This is a genomic window from Methylobacterium sp. PvR107, from assembly GCF_017833295.1.
Taxonomy (GTDB): domain Bacteria; phylum Pseudomonadota; class Alphaproteobacteria; order Rhizobiales; family Beijerinckiaceae; genus Methylobacterium.
This window is the reverse complement of the sequence record NZ_JAFIBW010000001.1, coordinates 6,250,015-6,263,155: the sequence shown is the minus strand read 5'-3', so window position 1 is coordinate 6,263,155 and position 13,141 is coordinate 6,250,015. Positions and strand designations below refer to the sequence as shown.

Below are 13,141 nucleotides of genomic sequence, written 5' to 3'. Positions count from 1 at the left end.
CGGATCCGCCGACCGTGCCATGCCGTCCGCGCGCCGCGGATCTGGATTCCGGGCCCTGCTCCGCAGTCCCGGATTGACGGGATGGCCCCTCCGCGCTGGAGCCAAGCCTCGTTAACCCGAGTTCGGAGCTCTGGCTGCGGTGCGGGGGTTGCTCCGGGGCTCGCTGTCGGGTCGGCGGGCGGCACCTTCCGGTGGACCACGGTTTACGGACTTCGCCGGTTCCGTTAGTGCGACGGGGCATCGACGCCCTCATCCTCTCGCGCGCCCTGCGCTCCCGACGCTGCCCGCCAGCTGCCGCCCATGAACCGATCCGAGACCTGCGCCTCGACCGCGCCCGCCCCGAGGGCGGCCGATGGAGGCCGCGCCCCGTGACGGCCCGCGGCCAACGTGCCTCCGCAGAGTCCTGAGATGCGCCGCGGCTCCGACGGAGATGGCCCGGTATCGGCCGTGCGGCGGATCGGGCGCCGCCTCGGCCGGCTGTGCGATCCGCTGGCCAGCCCGGCGGCCGTGCACCGCCTCTGGGCCGGTGCGGACGCGACGAAGGCCGACGAGCTCGAGACCCGTCTGGTCGCGGCGCTGGCGCCGTGTTTCGACGCGGCGTTCTACGCGAGCTGGTACGGGATCACGGCCGATCCGGTGCGCGACTACCTGGTCCAGGGCTGGCGCGAGGGCCGCGACCCGCGGCCCGACTTCTCCTCCGCCGCCTACCTCGCCGCCCGGCCCCATCTCGCCCGGGCCGGCATCAACCCGTTCCTGCACGCCCTCGCGGCGCACAAGCGCCGGGCCGGTGCGGCCGGCGGCGCGGACACGGGCGCGGCCCTGCCGAAGCCCGACACGGCCGAGGCCCAGCGCCTCGCCCGCCGCCTCGTGGACGGGCCGTTCTATCTCGCCGGCAACCCCGACCTCGCGGCCGCCGGCGTCGATCCGGTCGACCACTACATGGCCTCGGGCTGGCGCGAGGGCCGCGAGCCGTCGCCCCGGTTCGACACCCTGGCCTACTGCCTGACCCGCGGGATCACCTACGCCACCCAGAACCCGCTCGTGCACTACGTCCTGCACGGCGGCCCCGCCCGGCCGGAGGCCGCCGAGGCGCTGGCGCTGCGGGTCGCGACGCTCGCGCCCTATTTCGACGCTGCCCATTACCGGCGGGGCCTGAGCGCCGCGCAGGCGGAGGCCCTGGCCGGCGCCACGGACGCGGCGCTGCTGCGCGCCTACGTGGCGGAGGGCTGGCGGCGGCTCGTCGGCCCGCGTCCGGACTTCGACCCGGCCGGCTTCGTGCAGGCGCGCGCCGGCAGCCGGGCGGTGCGCGACGACCCGTTCTTCCGCTACGTGGCCGAGACGCGTCTGGCCGGGCGGGAACCGTTCGCCGAGCCGGAGCGGCTGAACGTGCCGGCGGTGGATGAGGCGTGGTACCGGGCGACCTACCCGGATGTGGGTGGCCGTGAGCCGTACCTGCACTTTGCCGGCATCGGCTGGCGGGAGCTGCGCGATCCGGGCCCGGGGCGCTCGACGCTGGCGGCGCTGCTGCGGGTCTGCGGCTTGCGTCCGGCGCGGGCGCCGGTCGAGGACACGGGCTGGCTGGGGGCGATCGGGGCCGGGCCGGTGGAGCGGGCGGCGCTGCTGGACCTGCAGGCGCGGCTGGTGGCGGGGCATGTCGACCACGCCTTCTACCGGGCGCGCTACGGGCTGCCCGCGGATGCCGACGCGGTGCGCGACTATTGCGACACCGGCTGGCGCAGGGGCCGGAACCCGAGACCCGACTTCAACGGGCAGGCCTATCTCGAGGCCCATCCCGGCGTGCGCGAGACCGGCTTGGCGCCCTTCGTCCACTTCCTCGCCACGGCGCTGATGCACGGCACCGACATCTCGGCCGGGGCCTTCGACCCGCGCTACGGCGCGCCGGATTCGCGGGAGGCGGCGCTCGCCGACGAGGCCCGGGAGATCGCGCCGTTCTTCGACGCCGCCTACTACGCCAAGCGCAATCCCGACGCCGCCGCCGCCCAGGGCGGGCCGCTCGCGCATTTCGTCGCCTACGGCCAGCACGAGGGACGCGACCCCAGCGCGGGGTTCTCCACGATCTTCTACAAGGAGACCTACGGTCACCTGTTCGGTCCTGGGGAGTCGCCGTTCCTGCACTACGTCCGGACCGGCCGGGCGGCCGGGCTGATGGCCGCGCCGGAGGATCTGGGCACCGCCCCGCCCATGACCGCCCCCGCGCCCGAGGACTGGGACGGCCTGCCGCAAGCCCTGCCCATCGACCAGGCCCGCGTCGTCGTCATCGTGCCCGTCTACAAGGGCCGCGGCGAGACCCTGCGCGCCCTCCACGCCTGCCTGGCGGCCCCGCAGACAACCCCCTTCACCCTGCTGGCCGTCAACGACCGCTCCCCCGACCCGGAGCTCGCCGCCGACCTCGCGGAGCTCGCCCGCAGGGGCCTGTTCCACCTCGTCGAGAACGCGCAGAACCTCGGCTTCGTCCGCTCGGTCAACCGCGCCCTCAGCCTCCGCCAGGGCCGCGCCGTCGTCCTGCTCAACTCCGACGCCCAGGTCTTCGGCGACTGGCTCGACCGCCTCGTCGCCCATGCCGAGCCTGATGCCGAGCCTGACGCCGAGCCTGATGCCGAACCCGCGGGCGCCGCCCGCCCGCGGGTGGGCAGCGTCACGCCGCTGTCCAACAACGCCACGATCTGCTCCTACCCGCGCTTCAACGCCAACAACACCATGCCGCTGGAGATCGACCGGCCCGATCTCGACCGCTTGGCCGCGCAGATCAACCGCGGCCGCGCCGTGCCCGTGCCCACCGGCGTCGGCTTCTGCATGTACATGAGCGCCGACGCGCTCGACGCCGTCGGCGCCCTCGACGCCGAGGCCTTCGGCAAGGGCTACGGCGAGGAGAACGACTGGTGCCTGCGCGCCAGCAAGGCCGGCTTCACCAACCTGCTCGCCGAGGACGTCTACGTCTACCATGCCGGCCAGATCTCGTTCGGGCTGGATGAGGGCGGCGAGTACGACCAGGGCCAGGCGGCGCTGCTGGCCAAGCATCCGGACTACCCGGCCCGGGTCGGGCAGTTCGTCCAGGCCGATCCGGGCCGGGGCGGGCGGGCGCGCCTCGACCTCGCCCGGCTGGCCCGGCACTGCGCGGGCCGGGCGCTGCTCTACGTGACCCACAGCTGGGGCGGGGGCATCCAGCGGCACATCGACGACATGATCGCCAAGGCCCGGGCCGAGGGCCTCGCGGTGGTGCTGCTGCAGATCGACCGGACCCGCAACCTCGAGGTCCGGGTCGCGTATCGCGGCGCCGCGTTCCTGTACCTGCCCAACCTCGGCAGCCTGTACCTGCCGCGCGACGCCGAGGCGCTGTCGGGCTTCATCGCCGCGCTGGCGCCGGTCCTGATCCACGTGCACTCGCTGGCGGGCCTGCGCTGGGCGGCGGCGGGGGCGCTGATGGACCTGGTGGCGGGCTCGGGCCGGCCCTATGCCTGGACGCTGCACGACTACTCGCCGGTCTGCCACCGCAACCACCTGGTGCAGCCGGACGGGCGCTATTGCGGCCTGGCGCCGGTCGCCGAATGCCGGGCGTGCCTGGCGGCGGATGCCGAGGGGTTCGAGGAGCCGGATCCGGGCGAGCGGCGGGCGGCGTTCGGGGCCTTCCTGGCCGGGGCGGCGCGGGTGTTTGCGCCCTCGTCGGACACGGCGGCGCGGATCCGGGGCGTGTACCCGGACCTGGCGATCACGGTGCGGCCGCATCTGGAGCCGGAGCGCGCCGTGCGCGACACCGCCCTGCAGCGGCCCGGACGCGTCCGGCGCGTCGCGGTGCTCGGCGCCATCAGCGCGACGAAGGGCGGCCTGTTCCTGCAGGCTCTGGCGACGGACGCGCAGGACCGGGGCTTGCCGCTGCGGTTCTCGATCGTGGGCTTCTCCGACCCGGCCCTCACGGGCGGCCTGGAACGCGCCGGCGTCACCGAGACCGGACGCTATGTCGGCGACCACGAGGCCCTGGACATGGTCTGGCGCGTCTCGGCCGACCTGGTCCTGCTTCCGGCGATCTGGCCGGAGACGTACTCGTATGCGCTGACCCTGGCCCTGCGCACCGGCCTGCCGGTGGCGGCCTTCGACCTCGGCGCCCCGGGCGAGCGGCTCCGCGCCTACCCGAACGGCCATTGCCTGCCCTACGCGCTGGCCACCGACCCGGCCGCCTTCAACGACCGGCTGCTGGCCATCGACATCTCGGAAACCGGCCGGCTCTCCGGGCCGATCCAGGCTGCCGAATACGGCGACCTGAGGCACGCTTATTACGGTCTGGACCCGGCGCCGGCCGGGACGGAACGCCCCATCGACGAGGACGCCGCATGATCTCCGTCAACGAGGACATGAAGCAGGAGATGCTGCGGCGCGGCATCTCGGTGCTGCACCCGGCCCCGTTCGGCCTGCCGGAGGACTGCACCTTCGAGCCGCCGTGCAGCATCAAGTGGATGGGCATCGATTACTGCCTCACCATGGGGGCCTTCTCGTACGCGGTGAGCGGCTACTATTTCGGCGCCGACATCGCCCGCTACTGCTCGATCGGCGAGAGCGTCCAGGTCGGGCGCGGCAGCCACCCGGTCCATTGCGGCTCGACCTCGCCGCTGTTCTATACCCACCACTCGGCCGTGTTCGACCGCCTCGACCCGCGGGCGGAGGATTACGAGATCTGCGGCCCCTACCTGTGGCCCAAGCGCGTGCGCATCGGCAACGACGTCTATATCGGCCACGGCGCCTTCCTGATGCCCGACATCACGATCGGCGACGGGGCGATCATCGGCGCCATGGCGGTGGTGACCAAGGACGTGCCGCCCTACGCGATCGTGGCCGGCAGCCCGGCCCGGATCGTGAAGATGCGCTTCCCCGACGCGCTGATCGAGCGTTACCTGAAGGTGCAATGGTGGCGCTACGCCTTCTGGGACCTGCGCCAGTGCTCGATCACCGACCCGGAACAATTCCTCGACGCCGTGGAGGAGCGGATCGCCGGCGGCATGCAGGAATACCGGCCGGAGCTGATCCCGATCCAGTCGCTGGTGCCGCAGGGATGAGGATTACGTATCTTCTTCCAAGGTGACGGACCAAGTCCGGCGCACCGTCGCCGGATTACCGTGCAACAGGCATCCATCACCGGCTGGCCGCTTGAGCACAGATCCGGCCGAGAGCTTGCTATAGGCCCCCAGGCGCATTTTCGGCAGGATTGATGCGCCCGTTCCCAGGAATGCGGCCGTCCCGCACACGGTATGACCGCACAAGAGCGCGCCAGGTGACAGAACGACAGAGGCGTCAAGACGTGCGTCGTGATGAACCGCGACCTGCGCATGCAACACCACGTTGGCGCCGAGTTGCACCAGGGGACCGACAAAAACGCCAGGATAGATGATCGCCCCGGCCCCGATCACCGCTGACGGCGCGACGTAAGCCATCGGGTGGACGATACGCGCCAGGGTCAGATCCATGCTGACCAGTTCACGGTAGATCTTGTGCCGGATCGCCGGGTCACCCGTGCAGACGATGAATTCCTTCTGATTCCGGTCCGGAATCGAGGCGATGTCCGCATGCGTCGTGAAGGAACTGCCGCATAGGGCCGTCAGGTCTGCGGTCCGCACCGGTCCGGGGGCGACCACATCCGTGATCACGTAGCCGTCGCCGTTCACGCGCCCACGCTCGCCGAGGTCGCGCAGGAGAGCGGCGACCTCCACCGCCAGACTGCCGCCACCGCATATTACGAGCCGCTGCGTCATCGAGCGGCTCGGGGACGTCTGGCCTCGGGTTCGCGAACCTCACTCGGCGGTGCGCCGGGGAACACGTCGGCATATCGGGCGATGGCCCGCCGCAAGGATGCGCAGACCGCCGCGACATCGGCCTCGGTCATGGCCTCGAAGGTCGGCAGGTTGAGTCCTCGGGCCGACCATGTCTCGGCGACCGGATAGTGGGTCTCCTCGTGATAGGGCGCCTGCTGGTGCGTCGGGTAGAAGATCGGACGGCTGTCGATGCCGTCGGCCAGGAGCGCCGCCATGACTGCGTCCCGCTCGCGGACACCGCCTCCGGTGAGCAGCACGGTGACCAGCCAGGGTACGGGCACCGCCCATGGCTGGGAACCGAGCAGGCGCAGGCCTTCGATCCCGGCGAGTCGCACGGCGTACCAAGCGGCCACCTGGCGGCGGGCGGCCAGGATCGTGTCGATCCGCTCGAGCTGAGCGAGGCCGATCGCGGCGGCGATGTTCGTCATCCGGTAGTTGAAGCCGACCACTGGATGTATGTAGCGGCGCTGCGGGTCGAGGCCTTGCCCACGGTAGAGACGCAGCCGCGCCGCGAGAGCCGCGTCGTCCGTCACCACCATGCCGCCCTCGCCGGTGGTGATGATCTTGTTGCCGTAGAAGCTGAAGGTCGCACAGGCCCCGAAGGAGCCGACCGGCCGCCCCCGATAGGTGGCCCCGTGCGCCTCCGCCGCATCCTCGACCACGTGCAGGTCGTAGTGCGCCGCCAGCCTCACGATCCGGTCCATATCGGCCGGATGGCCGTAAAGGTGGACCGGCATGATGGCCCGGGTGCGCGGGGTGATCCGCGCCTCGATACAATCCGGATCGAGGTTCAAGGTCAGGGGCTCGCAATCGACGAAGACCGGCTTGGCCCCGCAATAGGTCACGGCATTCGCCGAGGCGATGTAAGTGAGGTTCGGCACGATCACCTCATCGCCGGGGCCGATTCCGAGGGCCGTGAGCGCGAGGTGCAGCGCGGTGGTGCCGTTGTTGACCGCTACCGCATGGGAGACGCCGCAGAAGCGCGCGAAGGCGGCCTCGAAGGCATCCAGGAAGCGGCCGCTGGACGAGATCCAGGTGCTGTCGAGGCATTCGAGCACGTAGGCACGCTCGTTTCCTCCCAGGGTCGGAGCGGCGACGGGAATGAAGTTGCGGTCGGCCATGATCAGACCGCCGCCCCGGTGGCGACCAGCGCTTCATCCGCTGCGCTCAGAGGCCGGCCGGCCGCCCTGCGGTAGAGAACGCCAAACCGGCGCGCCACCGACTCCCAGGTGTGCCGGGCGACGATCGCCCGGCCCCGCGCCGTGAGCTGGTCGCGGAGCGGGGCATCCGACCACAGCTTGACGATCGCTCCGGCGATGTCACCGCTGTTGTTGGGATCGAACAGGAGCGCGCCGCCATCCGTCTGCGACGGCAACGATGTGACATTGGAGCAGGCGACGGGACACGCGGTCGCGAAGGCCTCCCAGATCGGCGCGCTGGCGGCCTCGAACTTGGTCGGCACAACGGCGCCCCGGGCCAGATGGTAGAGCAGAACCAGATCGCGCTGGGTGATGTAGCCGGCCCAGCGGAAGCGATCCGTCACATTGAGGGCGGCCGCCCGCTCCAACACGCGCAACGAGAACGGCAGGAGCGCCCCCGTGAAGACCGTGAGGGGCGGCTCGATACCCTGGGCTCGCAGGATTGCGGCGGCCTCCACGAGGCCGATATGGTTCTTGTGCTCCCAACCGGCCGCCGGGTAGATCAGGAAGCCGCCCGGCCGGATCCGGAAGCGTTCACAGAGGTCCTGCACCTCTGCGGATGTCGGAGGCGTGCGGTCGGCCGCCGGCGGCGCGAACGAGATGACGGCCAGCTTCTCGGCCGGTACGCGGTATTGGCGTTGGAGATCCTCCGCGATCCAGCGCGAAGCTACCGGCACGATCGCCGCCGAGTTGCAGAAATATTGATAGATGACCTCACGCTGCTCGAGCTCACCGTCAGAAAAATTCTATGGGAGATGAAGGTGCTGGAGGTCGTGGGGGTGGTAGAGGAACGGCAGGTCCGAATCGAGCGCGAATTGCGACAGGGCGTGCACCACCGCCACGCCCGCTTCCCGCAAGGGTCCCGTCGCGTCGTGGAGGTTGATCCGGAGGTTCGCACTCTCGTCCTGAAATTTGAAGATCCGCTGGGCCAGCGACGTGCCAGCCAGCCTGAACGCGCGCTCGCGGATCGGCAGGGCGCCGGTGTTCAACGTCAGCAGCTTGCAATGATCCGGCATGATCGCACGCAGATCGTCGCGCGCGTCCGAGTCCACGATCAGGGAGAAGCGATACTCGTCCGCCGGAAGGTGATCGAGATGGCTGATCAGGCCACGCGTGACCTCGGCTACACCGCCAGCAGCACCCAGGGCCGGTCGCGCATCGATCGCGACGTGAAGCTGCTCTGACACGGCATAAGTCCTTTTGGTCGTCCTGCGCGCCCGCTCCGGCGCACGATTCATCAATCCCGATCCTTGTCCGGAGCTGTCTCACCAGGGGATGCGGCCGTACCGGCGCGTCAGAACCGCGTATTCCGCCGCACTCTGCTCCGCGAAGGTCGGATCGGCGGCGATGCGGGCCATGCCGGAGCGGGAATGGACAAGCCGGGTCACAAGGGGCGCCAGCATCGTGTGGCGCTGCAGCTCCAGGCTCGCTCCACCGAAGCGCACGACATGGGTGATCCAGGGTCGGACCTGTTCCGCCATCGCGAAGGTCGCCGGCGCCAAGGCGTCGATGAGGTGGCAGCGTTTCAGGCCGCTGTCGCCCAATCGACCAAGCCATTCGTTATCGAGATGCCAGCGCATGGCGGGATCGAACGATCCGATCCGCCGGAGGGTGCTGGACGGCATCATCCACCCTGAAGGCGTCGGGAAGTCGTTGATGCGCATGATCGTGCCATGCTCATCGACCTCGAGCTGGGTCGTGGAAACAAAGTCATAGCGTTTCAGAGCATTGAGACCCCAGGTGAGGTAATTCGGGTCCCACCAATCGTCGTCCTCCAAGAAGGCGATGTAGTCGAAACGATCCGCCGCCGCGTCGATCCCGGCATTCAGGGCGCCGGCCTGCGAGCAGGTCCCGCTCCGCGCCCAGATGACATCGCTCCGCTCGGCAAGAGACGCGGGGATGTCCGCATCGGCATCGATGCCGATGATGAAGGTGAGCCGGGCGCGTCCTTCCGCAACGGCGGTTTGGGCGAGCGCGCCGGTGATCGCCCGGTCGACGAAATATGCGTCGGTCTGTGCCCCGACGGTGATCCGCTGAAGACGGGTCGGCGTGATCACCCCGACCGACGAAGGCTGCGACATCGCGAATTGTTCCCGTATAATTCCACATTCCGTGGTTGCGATTATATCTGTTCAATATATCAGTAATCGCGTACTATCTTTTAATTCTAGCGATTAATTAATATACGCCTGTGAATGTCTGAAATCATATTTTTCTCTTTCGACTCGATAATGATCTGCGATTATCCTCTTACGGTCCGAAGAGTTATCCGTCAATCCTACGAACTTGAGCCATTCTGGTCTGTATTGACGGTTTTCACGGCTATGAATGCTTTGGATATAAATCTGTTTCGTTCAATACTGACGAATTTTACAGCCTATGCGGTTGAATGAGATCTGGAAGCCGGAAGCGGGCCTTGCCCGAACGCCGTGTCCGGGGGCCAGATGCAGAATTGGTTTCCTGCATCGCTACGGAATCCGAAGGATCCGGCGGATTCTCCGATCCCGGGTGGCGTTCCGCCGCCCTCCCGTCCGGGCGGAGAGGCGCGCCGCGATCTGCGACGTCCCGCAGCTTGTTGGAACGGCGCGGCGATCCCGCTCGGCGCAGGTTCCGGTGCCTCGACAGGCGGTCCCGCAGGCCGCGCCCGCTATCCCCGCGCCAGCACCCGCGCCGCTGCCTCACCGAGCGCCCGGACGCCCGAGACCAAGTCGGCGTCGCCGGTATCCTCCGCCCAATGGTGGCTGATGCCGCCGATCGAGGGCACGAACAGCATCGCGGCCGGCAGGATCCGGGCGACGTTCTGCGCGTCGTGGCCGGCGCCCGAGGGCATCACCTGCCAGCCGCCGGGACTGACCGCCTCGGCGGCGTCCGAGAGCGCCCGCATCAGCTCCGGGTCGCAGGGGGCGGGGATCGCCTTCGCCAGGGCCGTCAGCGTGGCGGGGCAGCGCTCGCGCCGGTTCGATTCGCGCACCAGCGCCTCCAGGCAGGCTTCCATCCGCTCCAGCACCGGCATCGACACGTCGCGGAACTGGAAGAACACCTCGGCGCGGCCGGGGATGATGCTGAAGCCGCCGGGATCCAGGGTGATCCGCCCGGTGGTCCAGGTGCTGCGCGGGCCGCAGACCTTCGGGAACTCCCGGTCGATCGCCGCGAGCAGCCGCACCGCCGAGAGGCCCGCATCCCGGCGCTCCGCCATAGTGGTGCCGCCCGCATGGTCCTGGTTGCCGTCGAACACGATCCGGAACTGCCAGATCGCCACGATGCCGCTCACCACCCCGAGATGCAGCCCGGCGGATTCGAGCTGCGTGCCCTGCTCGATATGCATCTCCAGGAAGCCGCGGTAGCGGCCCGGGTCGAGCCGCATCCGGGGCAGGCCGGCAAGCCCGGCACGCGCCAGGGCGTCGCGCAGCGGCGTGCCGTCGGTGCGGTTGCGGGCGGCGTCGATCTCGGCCTCGGTCAGGTCGCCGATCGCCGAGCGGCTGCCCAGGAAGCCGCCCGAGAAATGCCCCTCCTCGTCGGCGAAGGCGACGACGTCGACGGGCAGTCCGGCGCGGGCGAGCGCCACCCCGGCCACGACCCCCAGCGCCCCGTCGAGCCAGCCGGCCTCGTTCTGGGTCTCGATATGGCTGCCGACCAGGAGATGCGGGCCGGGGCCGCGATGCCGCCCGAGGACGTTGCCGATCCCGTCGATGGAGGCCTCGAGCCCGCATGCCTCCAGCTTGGCCATCAGCCAGCGGCGGGATTCCATGTCCGCGGCCGAGAAGGTCGGGCGGTGGACGCCGGTCCGGAACCGGCCGATCTCGCGCAGGGCGTACAGGTCGGCCAGGAAGGCTTGGGTGTCGATCTCGGTCATGCGGTCCCCGGGGCTGGAAGCTCCGGCCGTGCAAGCCCCGTGCGGCGGGCTATTCCGCGGCCGCAGGTCTCGACGCGGCGCCCTGCGCATCGCCCATCCAGGCGGCGAGGTCGGCCCGGGCCCGGTCGGTCAGCGCGCGCTTCTTCAGGGCGGCCTTCTCGGGCCCGCGCAGGCGGCGGCCGGTCTCGTTGCGGGGCGCCCGCTCCAGGGGCGGGAACAGGCCGAAATTCACGTTCATCGGCTGGAACGAGCGCGGGGCGTTGGCCTCGCCGTCCGCCGCCACGTGGCCACCGGTGATGTGGGCGATCAGCGCACCCAGAGCGGTCGTCTGGGGCAGGGGGGCGAGGGGGCGGCCGGCGGCCTCGGCCACCGCGAAGCGGCCGGCCATCAGCCCCACCGCGGCGCTCTCGACATAGCCCTCGCAGCCGGTGATCTGGCCGGCGAAGCGCAGGGCGGGGCGGGCCTTCAGCCGGAGGGTGGCGTCGAGGAGGCGCGGGCTGTCGAGATAGGTGTTGCGGTGCAGGCCGCCGAGGCGGGCGAATTCGGCCCGCTCCAGGCCGGGAATCGTGCGGAAGATCCGCACCTGCTCGGCATAGGTCAGCTTCGTCTGGAAGCCGACCATGTTGTAGAGGGTGCCGAGTGCGTTGTCCTGGCGCAGCTGCACGATCGCGCAGGGCTTGACCAGCGGATCGCGCGGGTTGGTGAGGCCAACCGGCTTCATCGGGCCGTGCCGCAGGGTCTCGGGGCCGCGCTCGGCCATGACCTCGATGGGCAGGCAGCCGTCGAAATAGGGCGTGCCCTCCCACTGCTTGAACCCGATCTTGTCCCCCTTCACCAGGGCGTCCACGAAGGTCTCGTACTGCTCCCGGGTCATCGGGCAGTTGAGATAGTCGGCCCCCGTGCCGCCGGGGCCCGGCTTGTCGTAGCGGGACTGGAACCACGCCACGTCCATGTCGATCGAGTCGCGGTGGACGATCGGCGCGATGGCGTCGAAGAAGGCGAGGGACTCGGCCCCGGTGAGCCCGCGGATGCCCTCGGCGAGCGCCGGGGCCGTCAGCGGGCCGGTGGCGACGATGCAGGGGCCCCATTCCTCCGGCGGCAGGCCCTCGACCTCCCCGCGGACCAGGGTGACGTTGGGGTGCTGCTCCAGCGCCCGGGTCACCGCGACGGAAAAACCCTCGCGGTCGACCGCGAGCGCTCCGCCCGCCGGCACCTGGTTGGCGTCGGCCGCCCGCATGATCAGCGAGCTCAAGCCGCGCATCTCCTGGTGCAGCAGCCCGACGGCGTTGCCCTCCGGATCGTCGGACCGGAACGAGTTCGAGCAGACGAGTTCGGCCAGCCCGTCGGTCTGATGGGCCTCGGTGCCGCGCACCGGGCGCATCTCGTGGATGACGGCGCGGTGGCCGGCCTCCGCCACCTGCCAGGCCGCCTCGGATCCGGCGAGACCGCCGCCGACGATGTGGATGGTCTGTGTCATGTCTGAGAATAGCGAAGGACCGCCACCCGGATCAACGGGTGGCGGTCCTTCGGTCGGCTCCCGCGGTGGCTGGGATCAGACGCGGGCGATGCCGCGGATCTCGCTGCGGTTGATGCCGAGATCGGCGAGGTCGCGATCCGACAGGCGGGAGAGCTGGGTGATGGTGTCGCGGTACCGGAGATAGGCGCGGACGCGGCTCAGGACGCTACGGGCGGCGGACATGGTGTGCTGTGACCTCTGCTTGGGCAGACGATGGCGCCCCATTGCGCATCGCTGCCTCTTGTTGGTGCAACGCACATATAGGCCGACCGCAGCGCAACAGGAGTCGAAAGGTCAAGCATCAGACCTGCGGAAATTGCATAACTGGCTTAAGAAACCGCCAACCATTCCGGATGGTCATTCTTTGGGCGCATGCAGAACTGCGGTCCGGGACGCGCGAAGGGCGTCCCGCCGCGCGGCGGAACGCCCCCCGATACGCCGATCGACCGCGCCTGGGTCTCAGTAGAACGGGCGCGGCCCGTAGAAGCCGTAGGGCCTGTAGAACGGGCGCGGCCGGACATAGCCGCCATAATAGACCGGCCGGCGCCAGTAGCCGTAGGGGCGGGGCCCCCAGTTCGGGCGGCAGAGGCCCCAGGGATTGGGATGAAAGCCGGGGCCGCAGCCGCCCGCCGCCTCGGCGGTGCCCGCGAGCCCAAGGCCGCCGGCGATCGCGGCGGCCATCACGAGCGCCTTCGCGCGCGGTGCGCTCAGAATCGTCATGACTCGATCTCCTCAATACGTCCGGCGGATCGGT

General features: G+C 70.0%; 11 protein-coding genes. 2 read left to right on the top strand and 9 right to left on the bottom strand.

Features of this window, described 5'->3' with window-relative positions; all coding sequences use genetic code 11:
• The first annotated feature begins 408 nt into the window (after window positions 1–408).
• Together JOE48_RS29650 and JOE48_RS30960 are read left to right on the top strand one after the other, a co-directional pair.
• Window positions 409–4,350, top strand: coding sequence for a glycosyltransferase (locus JOE48_RS29650; protein WP_210035375.1), 3,942 nt, complete (start codon window positions 409–411; stop codon window positions 4,348–4,350).
• Complete coding sequence (locus tag JOE48_RS30960; protein ID WP_210035374.1) at window positions 4,347–5,066, top strand: CatB-related O-acetyltransferase; 720 nt, start codon at window positions 4,347–4,349, stop codon at window positions 5,064–5,066. The genes JOE48_RS29650 and JOE48_RS30960 overlap by 4 nt, the downstream gene beginning before the upstream one ends.
• A gap of 3 nt (window positions 5,067–5,069) precedes the next feature.
• Here the strand turns inward: JOE48_RS30960 and JOE48_RS29640 are convergent, their stop codons facing one another.
• From JOE48_RS29640 to JOE48_RS29600, 9 genes are all read right to left on the bottom strand, one after another.
• On the bottom strand, window positions 5,070–5,759 hold the full coding sequence (locus JOE48_RS29640; RefSeq protein WP_210035373.1) for a hypothetical protein: 690 nt from the start codon (window positions 5,757–5,759) through the stop codon (window positions 5,070–5,072).
• A complete protein-coding gene (locus JOE48_RS29635; RefSeq protein ID WP_210035372.1) occupies window positions 5,756–6,940 on the bottom strand; it encodes a DegT/DnrJ/EryC1/StrS family aminotransferase in 1,185 nt (394 codons plus the stop codon). Before JOE48_RS29635 ends, JOE48_RS29640 begins: the two co-directional genes overlap by 4 nt.
• A gap of 2 nt (window positions 6,941–6,942) precedes the next feature.
• Complete coding sequence (locus JOE48_RS29630; RefSeq protein WP_210035371.1) at window positions 6,943–7,695, bottom strand: glycosyltransferase family 1 protein; 753 nt, start codon at window positions 7,693–7,695, stop codon at window positions 6,943–6,945.
• A 69-nt stretch (window positions 7,696–7,764) separates the two neighbouring features.
• Window positions 7,765–8,205, bottom strand: a complete 441-nt coding sequence (locus JOE48_RS29625; protein WP_210035369.1) for a hypothetical protein — start codon at window positions 8,203–8,205, stop codon at window positions 7,765–7,767.
• Between the two features lie 78 nt (window positions 8,206–8,283).
• The gene (locus tag JOE48_RS29620; RefSeq protein WP_210035367.1) at window positions 8,284–9,099 is read right to left on the bottom strand and encodes a glycosyltransferase family A protein; all 816 of its coding nucleotides are present in this window, start codon (window positions 9,097–9,099) and stop codon (window positions 8,284–8,286) included.
• A gap of 566 nt (window positions 9,100–9,665) precedes the next feature.
• Complete coding sequence (locus JOE48_RS29615; protein ID WP_210035366.1) at window positions 9,666–10,871, bottom strand: Zn-dependent hydrolase; 1,206 nt, start codon at window positions 10,869–10,871, stop codon at window positions 9,666–9,668.
• A gap of 49 nt (window positions 10,872–10,920) precedes the next feature.
• Complete coding sequence (gene trmFO, locus JOE48_RS29610) at window positions 10,921–12,348, bottom strand: methylenetetrahydrofolate--tRNA-(uracil(54)-C(5))-methyltransferase (FADH(2)-oxidizing) TrmFO (RefSeq protein WP_210035364.1); 1,428 nt, start codon at window positions 12,346–12,348, stop codon at window positions 10,921–10,923.
• Window positions 12,349–12,423: 75 nt separating this feature from the next.
• On the bottom strand, window positions 12,424–12,570 hold the full coding sequence (locus JOE48_RS29605; RefSeq protein ID WP_192711280.1) for a DUF1127 domain-containing protein: 147 nt from the start codon (window positions 12,568–12,570) through the stop codon (window positions 12,424–12,426).
• Window positions 12,571–12,846: 276 nt separating this feature from the next.
• Window positions 12,847–13,107: a GCG_CRPN prefix-to-repeats domain-containing protein gene (locus JOE48_RS29600; protein ID WP_210035363.1), complete on the bottom strand. Its 261-nt coding sequence runs from the start codon at window positions 13,105–13,107 to the stop codon at window positions 12,847–12,849.
• Window positions 13,108–13,141: the final 34 nt, after the last annotated feature.

What these genes read in the sequence shown, in the direction of transcription:
- JOE48_RS29650 (WP_210035375.1), top strand. Translation starts at nt 409, where the DNA reads ATGCGCCGCGGCTCCGACGGAGATGGCCCGGTATCGGCCGTGCGGCGG.
- JOE48_RS30960 (WP_210035374.1), top strand. Translation starts at nt 4,347, where the DNA reads ATGATCTCCGTCAACGAGGACATGAAGCAGGAGATGCTGCGGCGCGGC.
- JOE48_RS29640 (WP_210035373.1), bottom strand. Translation starts at nt 5,759, where the DNA reads ATGACGCAGCGGCTCGTAATATGCGGTGGCGGCAGTCTGGCGGTGGAG.
- JOE48_RS29635 (WP_210035372.1), bottom strand. Translation starts at nt 6,940, where the DNA reads ATGGCCGACCGCAACTTCATTCCCGTCGCCGCTCCGACCCTGGGAGGA.
- JOE48_RS29620 (WP_210035367.1), bottom strand. Translation starts at nt 9,099, where the DNA reads ATGTCGCAGCCTTCGTCGGTCGGGGTGATCACGCCGACCCGTCTTCAG.
- JOE48_RS29615 (WP_210035366.1), bottom strand. Translation starts at nt 10,871, where the DNA reads ATGACCGAGATCGACACCCAAGCCTTCCTGGCCGACCTGTACGCCCTG.
- trmFO (WP_210035364.1), bottom strand. Translation starts at nt 12,348, where the DNA reads ATGACACAGACCATCCACATCGTCGGCGGCGGTCTCGCCGGATCCGAG.
- JOE48_RS29605 (WP_192711280.1), bottom strand. Translation starts at nt 12,570, where the DNA reads ATGTCCGCCGCCCGTAGCGTCCTGAGCCGCGTCCGCGCCTATCTCCGG.
- JOE48_RS29600 (WP_210035363.1), bottom strand. Translation starts at nt 13,107, where the DNA reads ATGACGATTCTGAGCGCACCGCGCGCGAAGGCGCTCGTGATGGCCGCC.